Here is an 18,010-nt window from a genome sequence, read left to right as displayed (position 1 = left end):
CGGTTCCGGGCCAGGATCTGGAGCGTTGTTTTCGTTTCGAACGAGGATTGTCATGGCTGGAGTGATGAGCCGCCGCCTGGATGTCGATGCCTTGCGAGCGATGGTGACGATCGAGAAACATGGCGGCGTCACCCGCGCGGCCGAGGTGCTGGGCCTGTCGCAGTCGGCCGTCAGCCACAAGATCAGGCGGCTGGAAGCGAGTCTCGACTGCGAAATCCTCAGCCGCAAGGCCAATGCGCCGATGTTCACCAGTTCAGGGCAGGATCTGCTGGGCTATGCCAGGCGCATCCTGGGCATCCATGACGAGGCGATCCTGAGCCTGTCGAAAAGCACGCTGCAAGGCAAAATCGCCCTTGGGATGACCGAGGACACGACCTGCACGGATCTTTCGCGCATCCTTGGCCGGTTTCGCCGGCTCTACCCAGAGGTGAGCGTGCGCACGCAAGTGCGCATGAGCCTTGCCTTGCAGAAGCTGCTGGGCGAGGGGGCGCTCGACGCGGCCATCATCCAGGTGTTCCAGCACGAGGTCCGGCCCACCGACATCCTGCTCTTCTGCGAGAGCCTGCATTGGGTGAAGTCGCCCGAACTGACCTTGGTGAAAGGCGACCCGGTGCCGTTCCTATCCTTCGACGACAACTGCTTCTATCGCCGCTGGGGCCTAGATCTCGGCCAGGACGAGGGAACGGTGTTCGAGATCGTGTTCGAATGTTCGAGTGCCGCTGGCATCATCGCCGGCGTGACCTCCGGGCTCGGCGTCGCGCTGCTCAGCCAGCGGCATCTGCAGCCCGGCATGGAGATAGTCGACAAGCAGTTCCCCAAGCCCCCGGACCTCGCCTACGTCATCCGCCGCGCCCGCAACGCCCGCAACCCCGCGCTGGACACGCTGGTGAGGGAGATAGAGGCCGAGGTGCGGCGCCACGGGACGCTGCAGATCGCGGTGTGAGGGGGAGGGGATGGCGTGGGCGTTCTGGATTCAAGAAAGTCTCGCTTCTTCCCTTCTTGAGCCGATCAATGCTGGCTTTGCGCCGTATTCACGCCACGCGCGGTGTCAATCGCTGATCCGAGCAGTCGGCGGAACGGGAGCGTAGCGCCTCAACGCCTTGACAGCGAAGGAGGTCCAGCCCACTTTCGCCCACTCATCATCTGGCGCGGTTCTTCGCTGACGGCTGCGATCTCTGCCCTTTCGATCCTTGGGCTGCTTTGACCAACCGATCCAGCACTGGGAAATCTTTCAAATCTCGATAGGGCGTCAGGTCGAGGTCGTGAGGGACGGCCTTCACCTTCTCCTCGTCGATGGGCTTCTCGTTGCTCTTCATCAGGGCCTGGTAAGCCTGCCATGAAACACGGGCTGCGAGGACGGCATCTCGCTCCGTCCGCAGCGCTATTTGGTGGGCATGCAGATAGTGAAGTCGCAATTTATCCAAGAGCGATTTCTCGACCACCTCATGCGTGACCAAAAAGGGCGCAAGCCTTACTGCCCGGCCTTTCGACGCCATGGTTCGCGGTAAGTGGCGGTCGATATAGACGGTTCGCCCATCCTCGCTGTAACCGGCAAGATAAGGGATATCGAAGTCGTGGTTCACCTCGACCCGCCGCTGCAAGGCAAGCACGAAGTCCTTGAGGACGGCATTGTCCACATCTTCGGACTTGTGGCGGGCTTCGTCCTCGAGTTTCATCAGCAGCAATCTACAAGCAAACGTGCCACCCCACCAACGAGGCCCTTTCCGCATTGTTCCTTCCGATCGCAATCATGATGATGCCGCACTCTCTCCGGTCTCGGAAGTTTCCTGGAATCCATTGCCTTCGTGCGGCTTGAGTCCAGTACCAGCCGTCGAGTGGTTCCTGGTCGTTTCGAAAAGCGGACGTCCCAGCCACCAATCGCGCCATCGCGCCCGGAACGCATTGTCGGTCTTGACGGTTAAGATGGCGGATGGCCCCGATGGCGGGCTATCTTCTCGCGATTCCCGCAAGTCCGCATGCTGCACCAGCGGCGCTTCCCGCCTCGTGAGGTGTCCACGAATAGCCACCCACACCGTGGGCATGCATGCAGCCTCGCGCGAGGCAGCGTAAAAAAAGCCTCGATCGATAGATGTGCAAGGAATGCGGTCACTAGGGCGGGGTCGGCCCATTGATGGGAGGAGAGATCGAGCCGCGTCCCATCGCATCCGACTTGCTCGGTTCCCAGCGCACGTGCGGCGCGTGTGAATAGAAGACCAAGCGGCCGCAATGGCGTTTCCACGTCCGAGGCGATCGCCTCAAACAGCGCGTAGGACGATTCCCGTATCTCACGAACGTCGATGAGGAACTGCCGATCCCGTATTTCGGCGACCGCTCCTGCTTCCCCCTCGTCGGCCAGCCCGGCAGCGAGCAACCACGCCCCGACGTCCCAAGGGGACGTGAAGAGTTCATTGTGGGGCGGCGGGTCGCGCCTATCAAACACGGCGTTCGAAAGGTCGAGGGCGGGGTGGCCGCCTATGAAGTGCTCCGGCACCCAGGCCGTATGATGGCTCGACAGGGAACGTAACCTTTAAAAGCGCGTTGGTCGGTTACATGCGTAACCGGATAAGTTGAATTATCAGGTTCATCGCCGATTGGAAACAGCAGGAGGAATACGGCATGCTGGACGTTGAGAAAGCCAAGCATCACACGGTCGAGGTGGATGGGGTGAAGCTGTTCTATCGCGAAGCTGGGCGGCGTGACGCGCCCGGCGTGCTGCTTCTCCATGGCCAGCCCTGCTCGTCGTACTACTTCCGCTACGTCATCAGCCCGTTGGCACAAGTGGCGCAGGTTGTTGCGCCTGACCTGCCCGGGTTCGGTTTCACGGAGGCGCCCGACGACTATCCCTACACGTTCGAAGCTATCGCGCGGACGATCGACGCGTTGACGCGGCAGGTCGGGCTGGAGCGGTTCTTCCTCTATAGCCACGATTTCGGAGCACCGGTCGCCTATTATCTGGCTCTGGCGCGTCCCGAGCGTGTGCTGGGGCTTATCATCCAGAACGGCAATGCTCATCAGGAGGGCCTTGGCCCGGACTGGGAGCCGAACAAGGCCTACTGGGCCGATCCGACCCCTGGGAACCGCGCAAAACTCCCCGAGTGGCTGAACTTCGAGGGCGTGCGGCGCACCTATGTCGGCGACATTCCGGATCGGCTCAAGCCGCAGTTCGCGCCTGAAGGCTGGCATCTCGACTGGGAGCGGATGAGCCGGCCGGGGCTCGTCGAGATACAGTTTCGCATCTTCGCCGACTATGGCCGCTACGTCGCCCGCTTTCCCGAGATCTCGGCCTATCACCGCGACCACCAACCGCCCGCCCTGCTGCTCTGGGGCCGGCACGACCCGTACTTTGAGATTGACGAGGTGCTCGCCTATGCCCGCGAGCTCGACCGGCTAGACATGCATATCTACGACGCGGCGCATCTGCTGCTCGAGACTCACCACCAGGAGTGCGTGGCGCTGATGCGCGCGTTCATTCTGAATGCGCAATCAAGCTGAGGATGGTGCTCTCGATAGAGGCCGCTGCGACTGTGACATCGATTTCGCCTTCTGCTTTGCCGCAGGATACGAGGTGTCGGAAGCGCTGCTTAAAATGACCCGCTTTGGAAATGTGCTATTCTGACCGTTTCCCGCCCGCGCGCCAGCCCTTCACCCCTTCCTCTTCTCCACCTCGGCCTTGCGCAGCAGAAACCGCTGGATCTTGCCGCTCGGTGTCTTCGGCAGCTCCGTCACGAAGTCGATCTCGCGCGGATAGGCGTGGGCTGAGAGGCGTTTTTTGACATGTTGCGCCAGTTCCTCGGCGAGCTCCGGGCTGCCTTGGTAGGCGGGGGCCAAGATGACGAAGGCCTTGACGATCTCGGTGCGCTGCGGGTCAGGTACGCCGACCACCGCCGCCTCGGTGACCGCAGGGTGTTCGATCAGCGCGCTTTCGACGTCGAAGGGGCCGATGCGGTAACCGGATGAGGTGATGACGTCGTCGGCGCGGCCGATGAAGGAGACCGAGCCGTCGGGCTCGTATTCCACCGTGTCGCCGGTGCGGTAGTAGCCGCCCGATATGGCCGGCGTCTCGGCCCGGTGGTAGCCGGCGAACCAGCGCAGCGGCGAATTGGCGATGTCGACGGCGAGGATACCGGGCTGGTTGGGGCCGAGCTCGTTGCCGGCCTCGTCCAGCACCACCATGCGGTAGCCCGGCATGGCAAAGCCGGCGGAGCCCGCGCGCACGGGATGCGCGAGGCCATGGTGGTTGTTGACCATCATGCCGTTCTCGGTCTGGCCGTAGTGGTCATGGATGGGGGCGGCGAGATGGGCCTCGAACCAGCGGATCACTTCCGGGTTGAGCGGCTCGCCGGCGCTGCTCACCACGCGCAGCCGGCCTTTTACACGCGCGGCGGCATCGGGACCTTCGGCGAGCAGCAGGCGGAAGGCTGTGGGCGAGCCGGCTAGGCTGGTGACGCCGAGCCGCTCGATGACGTCATAGGTGCTCCTGGCGGTGAAGGCGCCCTCGTTGAAGGTGGTGGCGATACCGAGCAGCAGGGGCCCCGTGATGGCGTAATAGAGGCCGTAGGCCCAGCCCGGATCGGCGATGTTCCAGAAGACGTCGTCGGCGCGCAGGCCGATCGCGTCGCGCATATAGGCGCCGAAGGCCATGAGCGCGCTGAGCGGCACCGGCACGCCCTTGGGCAGGCCGGTGGTGCCCGAGGTCGACATCATCATGAACAGGTCTTCGCCCTTGCGCATCACCGCATCGCAGTCGGGGGAGGCGGCGGCAAGGGCGGCGCGGAAATCGATGTCGCCCGGGGGCAGGGCCTCGCCCGCACTGAGGATGGTGGCGATTCGCGGAGGGTTTTCGACCTCGTCGAGCTTGCCGCGATTGGCCGGATTGGTAACCACCAGCCTGGCGCCGCTGTAGCCGAGCCGATGCTCAATGGCTTTCGGGCCGAAGGCGGTGAACAGCGGCTGGTAGACGGCGCCGATGCGCCAGGCGCCGAGGATCAGCGCCACCAGTTCGGGGATGCGTGGCAGCATGCCGGCCACGACATCGCCTGGGCCGACACCTAGCTCCTTCAGCAGATTGCCGACACGGCCGGACATGTCGTCGAGATCGTCGAAGGTGAATTCGCTGAGTTGGCCGCCGGCCGAGATGGCGCGCAGCGCCAGGCGGTTCGCGCCAGTGTGCCGGCCGCAGCATTCGACATAGGCGTTGATGCCGGTCGCAGGGTCGCCCTGCAGTCTGGCAACCTCATCCTCGATACGAAAGCCCGCAACGGCATCGTCATAGCGCGGCAGGCCGGTCTGTGTCGTGGTCATGAAAATCCTCCCTGGCGGTGCGCCATCTCCCCATGGCGCGCCGTCGCGGCGACAATGGCATCAGATGGCGCCGATGGGCAACGATCGATGCCCATCCCCTGTCTCTTTGTCGGGAGCGCCGGGCAGAAAGCGCGGAGGCTGAGGGCAGGAACGGCTGCTTGCCGCTAGGGCAGCCTTGTAGCAGCGGATCTCTCGTCCCTTACTTCTTCAGCGGAACGCTGAGCAGGCCGAGCGACATCCCTGCCAACAGGTCGTATGCCCTGCGCATCTCGGCAGTTCCTTCATCCGTTGTCGTCACGCCGCCCGGACCGGGATTTGACGACGGCGGTGCGACGGTCGTCATCACGCCGATGCTTTTCGTGACTTCGATATAGCAGAATCCGTGCGAGACCCGATCCCCGATGTGCTGCACGCAACCGAATTCGACCAGCCGTTTTTCCCCGTTGGTCGTGAACGTTACCTGTGACCTCCTGTCGAGGTAATCGGCACCGCCTTCCTCGCTCGCCTTCTTGTCGGCCATCGCCTCCATCTGGGCGAATACGTCCGATCCATCGACATGGTAGAGATCGACGACATCCGCCTCCGGGCTGGCCGGATCGGCCACCGTCGTCGTGCACCTGATCTTGCTGTCGCCCGCCAGGCGGCCGCAGCTGAAAGTGCCCTGGAAGCTGAAACGATCGCTCGTCTGGCGGTTGATGTTGCCGACGCCTTCCGAAAGGGCCCCGTTCAAGGCCTCTTCGTTCACGCCGAAGGCCTCGAGCGGGGAGGTCGGTATATTCTGCGATGTCGATGCCTGCGCGACCTCGGCGCGCGGCGCCGCGGTCTTTGTGTGCCAGTCCGATGTATCGATATTGCGATTTCCCTCCAAAATGGCCGCCACGAGTGCGCCGGCGCCGCCGAACTTGGCCGTCAGCTGGTCGAGGGTTTTCTCGTCGGGCTCGCCGGTGACCGGCAGCCCCGCCTGGGTTTGAAACGACCTCAGCGCGCTCCGTGTGTCCGATCCCGCATTGGCGTCGATCCCGCCTTTATAGTAGCCCAGCTTGAGCAGCAGGACCTGCGCGTAGAGCGTGCGGTCGAACAGCGCATTGTCCTCCTGGCTGATGGATTGATTGCGCTCGGAGAAGGTGGTTTGCGTGTGACACAAGCCTTTCACCGTGGTCATGCACACCAGCCCGGCCTCAATGCGCGCGTTGACCTCGTTGGAGGTCTCACAGGCCATGCCATAGCCGCCATTGTCGCCGGTGGCGATCGCCCCCCATCCGCCCTGGCATTCCAGGGCCAGCTGGCAATTGACGCCGCCGGCGTCCTTGCACTGCCCAAGCGCGCATTTGCGCGCGGCTTCCTTGCTTGTGTAGCCGGAGCACCAACCATAGGACTCATCGTCGCCGAAGAAGATCGCGCCGGCTGCCCGAGTGCTGGTGGGCTCCAACAGGCCAAGCAGAAGACAGCCAAGCATGAGGGTAACGCGCTTCATCGCAGCCTCCGATTTCCGTTTCCGAGCATTCTCGGCAGGGCGTGACGGCGACGGCTGCGTTCCGCGATGCCGCAGCCAAACGGGAAATGCCATTCAAGCGTCCGGAGCATCGAGCTGCTCATGGCGACCAGGCCTGACCAAGTCCGCCTTTCGCGGCCTGGTCTTAGGGGCAAGGCGTGTTTGCCTTGCCGGGCATCATCTCACGGCGGCCGGCTCACGTCCCCCTTCATAGTGATGAGGACAGCTGCATTTGCAGTGCCTCGATGTCGGGTCCGGCGGCGGCCATGCCGAATATGTCGGACGCACCGGGCGGGAGGCGCGGGAGAGGTCGCGCCACCTGTCTCACTTCGTAGGCGCTCAGGTGCTCTCAAGCGCCCTTGCGCATACCCGCCGGAGTCAACGGCTTGAGTTCAGGGGCGCTCCTGGGCATGCCCGCCCAGTCGGTCGCGATCTCGGCGAACAGCCAGTCGCGGAACGCCCTGACCTTCTTCTGGCGTAGCGCGCCTTCGGGATAGACGACGTAGTAGCTGGCCGCTGATTTCAGCGCGAGGTCGAAGGGCCTGACCAGCCGCCCGGCCGCGAGGTCGGCCGAGACCAGCGCGCTGCGGCCGAGCAGCACGCCTTCGCCGTGTACGGCGGCCTCGACGGCGAAGGTGGCGGAATCGAAGCGCACGCCGCGTTTGGGGTCGATGCCTTCGACGCCGGCCTGTTCAAGCCATGTCGCCCAGTCGATGCGAAAGGCATCGTGGATCAGCTTGTGATGCCTCAAATCCTCGGGTAGGCGCAACGGATGCTCGCCTTGCAGGAGCTCCGGGCTGCAGACAGGGAAGACCTCCTCGTCGGCGAGGAATTCCGCCGTCACTCCGCTATAGCCGCCGCGCCCGTAGCGGATGGATATGTCGATGCCGTCGCTGACGAAATCGGCCAGCACGCCCGAGGTCGCCAGCCGCACGTCGATGTCGGGATTGGCGCGATGAAAGCGATGCAGCCTCGGCACCAGCCAGCGGCCTGCGAAACCATCCGATGTGCTGACGTTGAGGATGCGCGTCGAGCGGTCGGGCGTTGCGGCGATGGTGGCGGCGGCGATCTGGTCGAGCGCCTTGCCGACCTCCGCCGCATAGGCCGCGCCGACAGCGGTGAGGCGCACGGAGCGTGTGCCTCGATCGAAGAGCTGGATGCCCAGCCTGTCCTCGATGTTGCGGATGGCCCGGCTGACGGCGCCATGGGTGACGTTGAGCTCCTCCGCGGCCTTGGAGAAACTCAGATGCCTGGCCGCCGCGTCGAAGGCGGGCAAAGCGGTGAGGGGCGGCAATCTGCGCGGCATGGGTTCGATCTGTGAGCGTTGCTCACAAATCCTGCACAAAGAGTCGTTTGTCGTCCAGCCCACAACGGCCCAATATTCAGGCGTACCAAGCATCCATACCGGGCTTTCGGTTCATCGATGCGCTGAATTGACCAGACAAGTGTGAGCAATCGTCATGCTCGCCCCGCTCGGGCGACATCGGCAGGCTTGCGCCCAGTGAGACACAGGAGACGGATTATGAGCTTGACCCTTCGACCCATCGGCGCCGCGATGAGCGGCCTTGCCCTGCGAAGCGCGGCAGCGTTCGAGCGCCGCCGCACGCTGCGCCAGATCTCCCGGCTTTCCGATCGCCGTTTGCATGACATCGGCCTCGAACGCGACTGGGACGGCTCCATTCTTGCTAAAGGAATTCTGGGCAACGGGAGGACGATATGACCAGCACATTGATCATCGGCGCGACCGGGCTTCTCGGCAGCGAGATGGCGAAGGCCAGCGCCCGCAATGGCGACAGCCTGCACGTCCTCGTCCGGCCGGCCACATCAGTCAATGAAGCGCGGATGCGCCCTCTGATGGAATTGGGCGCCACGGTGCATGTCGGCGATCTCGACGATTATGACAGCCTCGTTCGCGCCGTCGGCAACGTCGATCGCGTCATCAGCTCGGTGCATGTCGGGTCGGCCAGCGAGATGACGCTGGTGCGCGCCGTCAGGGATGCCGGCGTCTCCCGCTATGTGCCGTCGGCCGGCTTTGGCCTCGACTTTGCCGCAGCGGCACGCGGCTCGATCGAACCGCTCGACATCAAGCGGGCCGTCTTCGACGCGGTCCGGGAGGCCGACCTGCCTTATACCGTGATCTACACCAACGGCTTCTTCTCGACCTGGGTGGCGACGCTGGGCGACCTGACGCGCTTCGGCTCGTCGCCGCTGCCGCCGGACGAGGTGACGCTCTATGGCGACGGCAATGTTCCGGCGACGTTTGTCAGCGAGAAGGATATCGCGGCGGTCACCTTGCGCGCGCTGGAGGATCCCAACGCCGTTCGCAGCGAAATTCGCATCGCGCAGAACAAGATAACGCAGAGCGCGATGATCGACCTGTGGCGCCGGGTGAGCGGCCGCTCGCCGCGCGCCAAGCAGATGAGCGCCGATGAGTTGGAGGGGCTGATCGCGGCGGTTCCCGGCCTGGGGTTGCTGCGGGCATTCTGGATCCGCGGCGAGACCGCGCTTGAGACGGCCACCGCGGAAGCGGGGACGCTTTATCCGGAGCTGAGGTTTGAAAGCATTGAGAGCGCTTTTGTGGCGATGGCGGGCGCGGGTGGGCGGAGGTTGTGATTAGGGTTCTTGGCAGAGGCTGGCACTCTACGATGCCGCCCTCTGTCCTGCCGGACATCTCCCCCTCAAGTGAGGATATTGGCAGCTCGGGCGCCGGCGTTCCCCTTGTAACCTTGAAGATTTTCGAAGGCCGTCGCAACATCCAATCTCCCCCCTTGAGGGGGAGATGTCCGGCAGGACAGAGGGGGGCGCCATAGGGCGCGGCGGATGTCGTTGGCCTCCTGTGATGGTTGACCCGACAGCCCATCCGGCCGATAGGTCCGGGCGAACAGCCCGAGACCTGCCAATGCCAAACCTCAAAGATGCAACCCGCGCCGCCGACACCGCCTGGCAGGACGATGTCCGCGCAGGCGTGCGCCATGTGCGCGACCTCGCCTCCTTGCCACTCTCGCCGGCCGAGCGCGAAGCCGCGCAAGCCGCCGCCACGCTGCACAAGGTGCGCGCACCAAAAAGCTATCTCGACCTGATCGACTGGAACGATCCGGCCGATCCGATCCGGGCGCAGGTGATCCCGTCGCCTGGGGAACTGGAGGAGGCGGAGGGCGAGCTTGGCGATCCGATCGCCGACCACGAATTCAGCCCGGTGCCGCGATTGACGCATCGCCATGCCGACCGGGTGCTTCTGTTCCCGACCTATCAATGCGCGATCTATTGCCGGTTCTGCTTCCGCAAGGAATCGCTGACATCGATCGGCCGGGGCTATACGCGCGAGGCGCTGGAGCCGGCGCTAGCCTATATCGCGGATCATCCCGAAATCCGCGAGGTGATCCTGACCGGCGGCGATCCGCTGTCGCTGCCCGACGCAGCGCTCGCCGAAATCCGCGCCCGCATCGAGACTATCCCCCATGTGCGGCTCTTGCGCATCCACACGCGTGTGCCGGTGGCGCTGCCGTCGCGCATCACGCAAGGGCTGGTCGCGGCGCTACAGGGCCGGCTGATGGTGACGGTGGTCACCCACTTCAACCACGCGCGCGAGATCACCGATGCCACCGAAGCAGCTTGCCGCGCCTTGCGGCAGGCGGGCTTCGTGCTGCTCAACCAGAGCGTTCTGCTGAAGGGCGTCAACGATAGCGTCGAGGTGCTGGAAGAGCTCTGCCGCGAGCTGATGTACCGGCTTGGGATAAAACCCTACTACCTCCACCATGGCGACCTGGCGCGCGGCATGGCGCACCGCCGCACCACGATCGCTGACGGCCAGGCGCTGGTGGAAGCGCTGCGCACGCGACTGTCGGGCATCTGCAATCCGGTCTATGTGCTGGACCTGCCGGATGGCGGCGGCAAGGTGCCGCTCGGACCTTGCCACATCGAGGGGCAGGACGGGCAGAGCTGGCGGATACGCGGGCTGGACGGGCAGGTGAGGACCTATCGCGAAGTGGTTGGCGAATAGGGGTTATTCCCCCACAAACCCTAGCACGACCACACGCGGGGCGACGCAGTATGCGAGGCTGACCTTGCGGCCGGTGCTCGTCGTCGCATGGCCGGTTTCGAGGTCCACGGCGATGTCCTCATAGCCCAGCACCTTGCGATCCAGCGGATAGGCAGCCTTGTAGACCGCTTCCTTGGCGGCGAAGAGGATGCGGCCGGCGAGATGCCGGTCGGCGGCACCCATGCGGTCGGCGGGAATGGCTACGAGGGAGAAAATGTCATCGGGCAGGGGCAGCGCTGGCTCGACATCGATGCCGAGCGAGCCGATCCCGGCAACAGTCGCGACCGCCGCCACGGCCATGTCGTCGTCATGCGCGAGCGAGCCCGTTATCCCCTCGGGCCAGGCGGGTGCACCGGACGGCGTGCGCAAGAGGGCGAAGCCGTCGAAGCCGGTATCCGCGAGCAGCCGGTGCGCGATCCAGCGCGCCGTGCCGCTGGCCCGCCGCATGGCCGGCCAGCGGGCGGGGATGGAACTTGCCTCCGCCGGCAACAGATAGGCCTCGTCGCCGTCGCGGATGATCCGGCAACCGGTGCGGACCCCGGCCGGGGCCATGGCCGCCATGGCGCGCGCCAGGGCGATTTCCTCCGACGGATCGGCTGATGGCGTCATCGATCGCCGGCCGGGAGGACGAGATGGGCGATCATTTCGCCGTCCTCGTCGAGCCCCTCTTCGACGAAACCGGCGCTGCGATAGAGCCGTCGCGCCGCCTCATTCTCCGGTTCGTAGCAGATCGACACGTGCCTGATGTGGCCGAGCCCGCCGATTTCCTCCAGCACCGCCCGCAGCGCGGCCTTGCCATAGCCTCGGCCCTGCCAGGCACGGTCGATCATGAAGCGGTAGATGCGCGCCTCGTCGTCGTCCCGTGGCACCTCGTACATCAGGAATCCGACAGGCTGGTCCCCGACTATGACGGCGCGTGGCCGCGCGTCCCGATCGGATCTGGCTTCGCGCAGGGAGTCCGCATTGCTGGCGACGAAGTCCATCTGCTCCGGCGCCAGCTGCAGCGCCGTGACCAAGGCGCGATTGGCCTTGGTCACGGGGGCGATATGGATGCCCACGGTGCTTCCGGATCGCTGTGCCACGTGGCCTCCGATGATATCGGGCTCAAGCGTCAGGACGACGCCCTGGAGCAGTCTTCCATGATCGGCTCGACGAACCGATGCAGCTTGGCCGGGTTGCCGCGCCAGATGGAGTTGGGCTCGAGTTCCTCGCCCTTCATCACGAAGGAATCGGCATCGACCATCGATCCCTTGCCCATCACCACGCCGTAGTGGACAAAGGCGGACGGCCCCAGCGTGCAGCCATCGCCGATGCGGATGAAATCGGATTTGAACGCACCTTCCTCCAGCGAATGGGCCTGGATGACGCAGCCTTCGTTGAGCGTGGCGTCGTCGCCGATCACCACCAGCGAACGCTCGGTCAGGTTGGCGCCGCCGTCATACACACGCTTGCCCACCTTGACACCCAGCATGCGCAGGATCATCGGTCGGAACGGCGTGCCGGCGAACAGGCGCACGATGGGCGAATCTGCGAGCTTCCAGTGGCGCTCATGGCGCCAGAAGGTGACGTCGTAGATCGTCGTTATCTGCGGCTTCAGCTTGCGGAAACCGAGGCTTGCCCGCTCGACGAAGATGTAGAACGGAATGGTGATCGCCGAGGTCAAAAGCACCGCCGCGAAGAGGGCGATTTCCGCCCATTCTGTATAATAGTTCAGCGCCCGGTCCCAGATCGCCAGTGTGGCGAACAGCATGATCCATTGCGTCGCCATGAACAGGAGGATCGTTACCAGATTGTGACGGTTCTTGAGCGGGATACGCTGGCGCCGGTCTTCCTCGTCGATGCCGGCGATGAGTTCCTTGTCGCGGTTCACCATGCGCGGGATTTCAAAGGGGGGCGAGCCCAGAAGGCCAACATTCTCGCGCAATGGCCCGTCGATCGGGACCATAACCTTGGTGCCGAGCAGAACGTTGTCGCCCGTGCGTCCATCCGGCGGATAGTAGATGTTGTTGCCGAGATAGTTGCGCTCGCCGATCCGCGTCGGCTCGAGCCGGAACGCGGAAGCGGACTTGTGCATGTTGATCATGAAAAGCCCGTCCGACACCATGGTCTGGGTGCCGATCTCGCACAGCAGCGGGTTTTCGTGCTGCTGGTTGGAGCCGAAATTCGAGCCGGTCTGCACCACCTTGTTGAGGTTCCAGCCGATGGCGCTCATGTAATGGACGATGGCCGAGCTGTCGCCGAACAGCAGCCCGAGCACGCGCGAGTTGCTCGTGAACTCGGCAACCGTCTGCAGCCAGTAGCGGAAGCCGTAAAGCGTGTAGGTGCGGCCGGGTTTCAGGATCAGGCTGAACAGGCGCGGTACCACCGTGGCGGCGAAAAAGGCCACGGCGATGTAGCCGAAAAACGTGACCGTGGTGCCGATCGCCACAAGGCCGATCGTCTCCTGATAGTCGTCGCCGACATTCTCCCAATAGCTGTGGAACAAAAGCGGCAGCGGGGTGACGATCGCAAACAGCCCTATCAGTTGCACGGCCTCGTAGAGGAAGCGTCGGATGCGGGGAGGGTTGACGTTGCGCACCTTGCAATAGTCCGCCGTGGTCGGCACCGCCGGCGATCCATGCCAGTGTTCGCCGTCGGGGATGCTTTGCCCGCGCTGCAGCGAGGAGGAATGGCCGAGTTGGCCGCCGTCGCCGATCGCGGTGTCGATGTCGAGCGTGCAGCCGACGCCGACGAATGCGTCGCGGCCGATGGTCAGCGGCCCGGTGTGGATATAGCCGGCCTGGGCGCGGTAGCCGAGGATCAGCGATTCCTTGCGCAGGATCGTTCGGTCGCCGATCGAAATCAGGTCCGTGCACACGGGCACTGCGCGGGATTCGATGACGACGTTCTTCCCGATCCTGGTTCCAAGGAGCTGCAGGTACAGGCTGTAGAGCGGGCTTCCGCGGAACAGGACGACGGGTGCGGAGCGGATCAGGGTCTTGACGACCCAGAAGCGATAGTAGCGCAGGCCCCAGATCGGGAAGGCTTCCGCCTTCCAGCGGCCGACCAGCACCCATTTGGCGAGAACGGCAAAGCCCGACATGCCGAAGAACACACCGGCCGAGAGCACCACGCACCTGACATAAAGCTGAAGCGGATCGTCGAGCGTGTCATAGACCCAGTTGAGGCCGCCGTTGATCGCCCACAAGGCCACGTAGCTGTAAAGCGCGTAAAACAGCAGCTGCGCCGCGCCGCAGGTCCAGTAGACGATATTGGACGCCTGGCGGGTGAGAACGGGCTCGTTGGTGGCCGTCATCATCTCTTCCGCCACGCTCAGGTGCTTGGCCAGGCGCGCAACGGTCGGATAGAGATAGATGTCGCGCATCGACGTCGTCGCCCATTCCTTGCGGGTGCGGACGCGGGCGCAGAAATGCGCCATGAGCAGCGAGTTGGCGCCGAGATCGTCGAAGAAATTGTCCTCGACGGACACGTCGTCGAATTTCAGCACGGCGCACAGCGCGTCGGCCAGGAAGCGCTCGTCGTCATTGCCGGGCGCCACCATGGCGCGGTCGGCCGAAAGCCGGACGCTGGTCGGTTTGGGAAGCTGGCGAAGGTCGACCTTGTTGGAGACCGTCATCGGGATCGCCGGCAGTTCCTCCAGGTAGGCGGGCACCATGTAATCCGGCAGGCGTCGCTTCATCGTCTGCGCGATGTCGGCGCGCGAGAGCGCCGGCTGGCCGGCCTTGGGTGCGTAATAGGCAACGAGCTCGACGCGGCCGGGCTCGATTTCCCAGGTGGTGACGGCGGCCTGCGCGATCTCAGGCTGGTCCAGCAACACGGCCTCGATCTCGCCGAGTTCAATGCGATAGCCGCGGATCTTAACCTGCGTGTCGATGCGCCCGGCATACTCGATCTCGCCGGCGTCGTTGATCCGGCCAAGGTCGCCGGTGCGGTAGATGCGCTTCGACGGATTGTTCGGCAGGCCGAGGAAATCGGCGATGAACTTCTGTTCGGTCAGGTCCGGCCTGTTGAGATAGCCGACCGCCAGCCCGATGCCGGCAATGCCGATCTCGCCCAGTTCGCCGGGCTCGGCAAGTTGCGGCAGCGAAGGGTCGAGAATGACGATCGAATAGGTGGGCAGCGGCGCGCCGATCGTCACCGGCCGGTCCGGCGTCAGCGTACCCATGGTTGCGGTGACGGTCGCCTCTGTCGGGCCATAGGTGTTGAGGATCTGCCGGCCCGGTTTCGACCAGCGCACCACCAGATTGTGGGGGCAGGCCTCGCCGCCCACCAGCAGTGTGCGCAGGCTGGGCACATCAGATGTCATGGACGACAGAAGCGTCGGGCTGCAGGCCATGCAGGTGATGTCGTGATGGCGCAGGAAATCGGCGAGCTCTTCGCCCACGAGAGGCATCTGGCCGGGTGCCGGCACGACGGTCGCGCCGGCGACGAACGGCACCCAGATCTCCTCGGAGGAAAAGTCGAAGGCAATGGTCATGCCCTGGTAGACGCGGTCGCCCGGCTTGTAGCCGTAGGATGCGGCGGCGACGCGGATGAAGTTGACGAAGCTCTGGTGGCGGATGGCCACGCCCTTGGGCCTGCCGGTGGTGCCCGACGTATAGAGGATATAGCAGATGTCTTCGATTGCGGCCGGCGCCTTGTGCGGCTTCAGCGGCGCGTCGGACTGGGCTGAGATCTCGGCGGCGGCGCTGTCGATCAACAGATGCGGAACCGGCAACTGGCCGGCCCGCGATGCGTAGGTGGCAATGGTGACGATCAGGCTGACGCCGGCGTCTTCGATGATGAGCGCCATGCGCTCTTCAGGAAAGGCGGTGGCCAGCGGCACGAAGGCGGCGCCCGCTTTCGCCACGGCAAGCAGGGCCACATAGGTTTCCGCGGACCGGTCGAGGATGAGGCCGACCCGGTGACCCGGCCGCACGCCGCGCTTGACCAGCAGGCGGGCGAACTGGTTGGCGCGCTTGTCCAGCTCCTGATACGTCCAGGTGCGGCCCTCGGAGATCACCGCCGGCAGCGTGGCAAATGTTTCGGCGAGTTGCTCGAAGACCTTGTCGAGCCGCTCGTCCGGCTGACCTGCCCGGGCAAAGTCGGCACCCACCAGGATCTGGCTGCGCGCTACCGAGGCAAGTTCTGCAAGTGCATCGGCGCTGTCGGGTCTGGTCTCGGGCTCTCCGCCCGATCTTGCCGCTTCCCTGTCCAGTTCGGCGATATCGATACCGTGGTCCATTTCCAAACTTTCTCGTCCTGGCGAAGCCGTCACAGGCACATCTCGATCATGCCGCCGCTCGAGCAGGCATTATCGGCTGTGCCGCCGCTGCAATTTGATCGTGGTTGATGGAGGTGGAATGACCGAAGCTTCCAAAACGGAAGATTCCGGAATCCCGACCGGCGATCGCAGACCGCTGGATCCTCTTTGGCCGGGCGGTTATCACGGAATCGGCCGCCCTGTCTTCACATATTCGGGAGCATGAGCGCGGGGCGCAGGCGTGCGCACCGCCTGGAGGCTGCCTGCGGCGGGCGACATGCAGGGCAGGGCCCCCATCCGTTCGAACCTCGTAGCATCGCCCGTACCCAACCCCGTGCGCTTGTGTCCGTGCGCCCTGTGCGGCGGCCAGATTTCCGGCCGTTGAGGGATGCTTATGCCACCCGATCTTTTCGCCAGTTTTTCTGAACTGTTGAAACTTGTTTCTGGATTGTGTCTGGGCGCGCTTCCGCATGGCCGCTGCCGCCGGTTTTCCGGCCTTTTGAAAAAAATTTCGGTGCCGGGGAATAAAGCGCGGCGCTTCCGGGTCTTGTCATCAGCGGGGCTAATCGGCCCGCGACGCGAAGAAACGAAATAAGGATTTACCGAAATGACCAAGCTCGCTCTCAGCGTGGCTGCGATGTTGCTCGCCTCGAGTTTCGCCTTTGCCGGTAGCGACCATTTTGGCACGAGCGCCGCCGACCAGACGCTCACCACCGTCGACAACACCTACACCGCCTCGACCGCCAAGCCGGAGATTGTCCGCCACGGCATGCGGGCGACGATGAAATCTGATGCGGATGAACCAGGCCACGGCATCTGGGGCAACTGAGTTCAGGGGTTCGGACCATCCTCCAGGTCCTGACCCCGTCCGCAATCAGGACGGAGGGCCATGTGGCGTGGCTCCTCCGTCACCTGCACCGCCACCGCCACCGAAACCCACAGGAGAATACGCCATGTTCAGCATGTCACGCCGCACAGTGCTTCAATCCGCCGCCGCCGCTGCCGCCTTCGGCCTTGCCGGCAAGCTCGAATTCACCCGGCCCGCCTTCGCGCAGATGCCGGTGGAACCCACAGTCGGCTTCTACAAGTACTCGGTCGGCGATATCGAGGTCACCGCCATCTATGACGGCATCTGGAAGAAGCCGCACGACCCGGCCTTCATCAAGGATGTTTCGGTCGACGACACCAAGGCTGCTCTCGCCAAGGCCGGGCTGACCACCGACTTCATGCCCATTCCGCTCACCGTCGCCGTGCTCAAGATGGGTGGCAGGCTAATCATGATGGACGCGGGCTCGGGCGTCGGCCAGTGGCAGGCCAACGCCACGCATCTGCCGGCCAACATGGCCGCTGCCGGCATCGACTACAAGGCGATCGACACCATCATGATCTCGCATTTCCACCCCGACCATGTCTGGGGCCTGATGGAGAAGGGCACCAACACGCCAGCGTTCCCCAATGCCGAGCTGATCGTCAACGCCACCGAATATACCTGGTGGACCGATCCCAGCCGCCTGGCCAAGCTGCCCGAGGGGCGCAAGCCGGCGGGCAAGCGCATCGCCGAAAACTTCCCGAAATGGAAGAACTGGAAGCTGGTCGAGGATGGCGCCGAGGTCGTGCCCGGTATCCAGATCATCGCCGCACCCGGCCACACGCCGGGTCATTCGGTGTATCTCGCCAACTCCGGCAAGGAGCAGCTGATGATCTCAGCCGACACCATGTATGTGCCGGCGCTGCTGGCGCCGCACCCGGAATGGCAGGGCGCTTACGACCAGGACGGGCCGACGGCGATCGCCACGCGCCACAAGCTCATCGACCGGGTGATCGCGGACAACATTCGCATTTCCGGCTCGCACTTCCCGTTCCCAGGCACCGGCGTCTTCGTCAAGGACGGCAATGCCTACGGCTTCACTCCCGTCCAGATTTGAGCGCGAGCTCC

The 18,010-nt window shown here is 64.3% G+C and carries 15 protein-coding genes; 7 read left to right on the top strand and 8 right to left on the bottom strand.

Features of this window, described 5'->3' with window-relative positions; translation table 11 throughout:
• Window positions 1-52: 52 nt before the first annotated feature.
• Window positions 53-943 (top strand): LysR family transcriptional regulator, encoded by an 891-nt coding sequence (locus FJW08_RS07425; RefSeq protein WP_140809962.1) that lies wholly within the window; start codon window positions 53-55, stop codon window positions 941-943.
• A 196-nt stretch (window positions 944-1,139) separates the two neighbouring features.
• Here FJW08_RS07425 and FJW08_RS07420 read toward each other — a convergent pair whose 3' ends face one another.
• Both FJW08_RS07420 and FJW08_RS07415 read right to left on the bottom strand, forming a co-directional pair.
• The gene (locus tag FJW08_RS07420; RefSeq protein WP_140809961.1) at window positions 1,140-1,676 is read right to left on the bottom strand and encodes a hypothetical protein; all 537 of its coding nucleotides are present in this window, start codon (window positions 1,674-1,676) and stop codon (window positions 1,140-1,142) included.
• 242 nt (window positions 1,677-1,918) lie between these two features.
• Complete coding sequence (locus FJW08_RS07415; protein WP_140809959.1) at window positions 1,919-2,491, bottom strand: CGNR zinc finger domain-containing protein; 573 nt, start codon at window positions 2,489-2,491, stop codon at window positions 1,919-1,921.
• Window positions 2,492-2,616: 125 nt separating this feature from the next.
• Here FJW08_RS07415 and FJW08_RS07410 point away from each other — a divergent pair, with 125 nt between their 5' ends.
• Window positions 2,617-3,492: an alpha/beta hydrolase gene (locus FJW08_RS07410; RefSeq protein WP_140809958.1), complete on the top strand. Its 876-nt coding sequence runs from the start codon at window positions 2,617-2,619 to the stop codon at window positions 3,490-3,492.
• A 150-nt stretch (window positions 3,493-3,642) separates the two neighbouring features.
• Here FJW08_RS07410 and FJW08_RS07405 read toward each other — a convergent pair whose 3' ends face one another.
• The 3 genes from FJW08_RS07405 to FJW08_RS07395 form a co-directional block, all read right to left on the bottom strand.
• Complete coding sequence (locus FJW08_RS07405) at window positions 3,643-5,301, bottom strand: acyl-CoA synthetase (RefSeq protein ID WP_140809957.1); 1,659 nt, start codon at window positions 5,299-5,301, stop codon at window positions 3,643-3,645.
• A gap of 199 nt (window positions 5,302-5,500) precedes the next feature.
• Window positions 5,501-6,730 (bottom strand): peptidoglycan-binding protein, encoded by a 1,230-nt coding sequence (locus tag FJW08_RS07400; protein ID WP_181182858.1) that lies wholly within the window; start codon window positions 6,728-6,730, stop codon window positions 5,501-5,503.
• Window positions 6,731-7,142: 412 nt separating this feature from the next.
• Window positions 7,143-8,099 carry a transcriptional regulator GcvA gene (locus tag FJW08_RS07395; protein WP_140809955.1) on the bottom strand — a complete coding sequence of 319 codons (957 nt, stop codon included), beginning with the start codon at window positions 8,097-8,099 and terminating at the stop codon, window positions 7,143-7,145.
• Between the two features lie 216 nt (window positions 8,100-8,315).
• Here FJW08_RS07395 and FJW08_RS07390 point away from each other — a divergent pair, with 216 nt between their 5' ends.
• From FJW08_RS07390 to FJW08_RS07375, 3 genes are all read left to right on the top strand, one after another.
• Window positions 8,316-8,513, top strand: a complete 198-nt coding sequence (locus FJW08_RS07390; RefSeq protein ID WP_140759654.1) for a DUF1127 domain-containing protein — start codon at window positions 8,316-8,318, stop codon at window positions 8,511-8,513.
• Complete coding sequence (locus tag FJW08_RS07385) at window positions 8,510-9,406, top strand: NmrA family NAD(P)-binding protein (protein WP_140809954.1); 897 nt, start codon at window positions 8,510-8,512, stop codon at window positions 9,404-9,406. The genes FJW08_RS07390 and FJW08_RS07385 overlap by 4 nt, the downstream gene beginning before the upstream one ends.
• Before the next feature lie 286 nt (window positions 9,407-9,692).
• Window positions 9,693-10,793 carry a KamA family radical SAM protein gene (locus FJW08_RS07375; RefSeq protein WP_140809953.1) on the top strand — a complete coding sequence of 367 codons (1,101 nt, stop codon included), beginning with the start codon at window positions 9,693-9,695 and terminating at the stop codon, window positions 10,791-10,793.
• 3 nt (window positions 10,794-10,796) lie between these two features.
• Here the strand turns inward: FJW08_RS07375 and FJW08_RS07370 are convergent, their stop codons facing one another.
• The 3 genes from FJW08_RS07370 to FJW08_RS07360 are packed head-to-tail and all read right to left on the bottom strand — an operon-like array spanning window position 10,797 to window position 16,056.
• Entirely contained in the window at window positions 10,797-11,441 is a 645-nt protein-coding gene (locus FJW08_RS07370; RefSeq protein ID WP_140809952.1) for a 4'-phosphopantetheinyl transferase superfamily protein, read from the bottom strand.
• Entirely contained in the window at window positions 11,438-11,914 is a 477-nt protein-coding gene (locus FJW08_RS07365) for a GNAT family N-acetyltransferase (RefSeq protein ID WP_246682263.1), read from the bottom strand. The genes FJW08_RS07370 and FJW08_RS07365 overlap by 4 nt, the downstream gene beginning before the upstream one ends.
• 29 nt (window positions 11,915-11,943) lie before the next feature.
• Window positions 11,944-16,056, bottom strand: a complete 4,113-nt coding sequence (locus tag FJW08_RS07360; protein ID WP_181182857.1) for a Pls/PosA family non-ribosomal peptide synthetase — start codon at window positions 16,054-16,056, stop codon at window positions 11,944-11,946.
• Between the two features lie 625 nt (window positions 16,057-16,681).
• On the opposite strand from FJW08_RS07360, the gene FJW08_RS07355 reads away from it, so the two are divergent.
• Complete coding sequence (locus tag FJW08_RS07355) at window positions 16,682-16,903, top strand: DUF680 domain-containing protein (RefSeq protein ID WP_140809950.1); 222 nt, start codon at window positions 16,682-16,684, stop codon at window positions 16,901-16,903.
• A 124-nt stretch (window positions 16,904-17,027) separates the two neighbouring features.
• Window positions 17,028-17,999 (top strand): MBL fold metallo-hydrolase, encoded by a 972-nt coding sequence (locus FJW08_RS07350; protein WP_140809949.1) that lies wholly within the window; start codon window positions 17,028-17,030, stop codon window positions 17,997-17,999.
• Window positions 18,000-18,010: the final 11 nt, after the last annotated feature.

The organism is Mesorhizobium sp. B3-2-1, from assembly GCF_006439515.1.
Taxonomy (GTDB): domain Bacteria; phylum Pseudomonadota; class Alphaproteobacteria; order Rhizobiales; family Rhizobiaceae; genus Mesorhizobium.
Note: the sequence above shows the minus strand (reverse complement) of the source record. Positions and strands in the feature narration are given on the sequence as shown.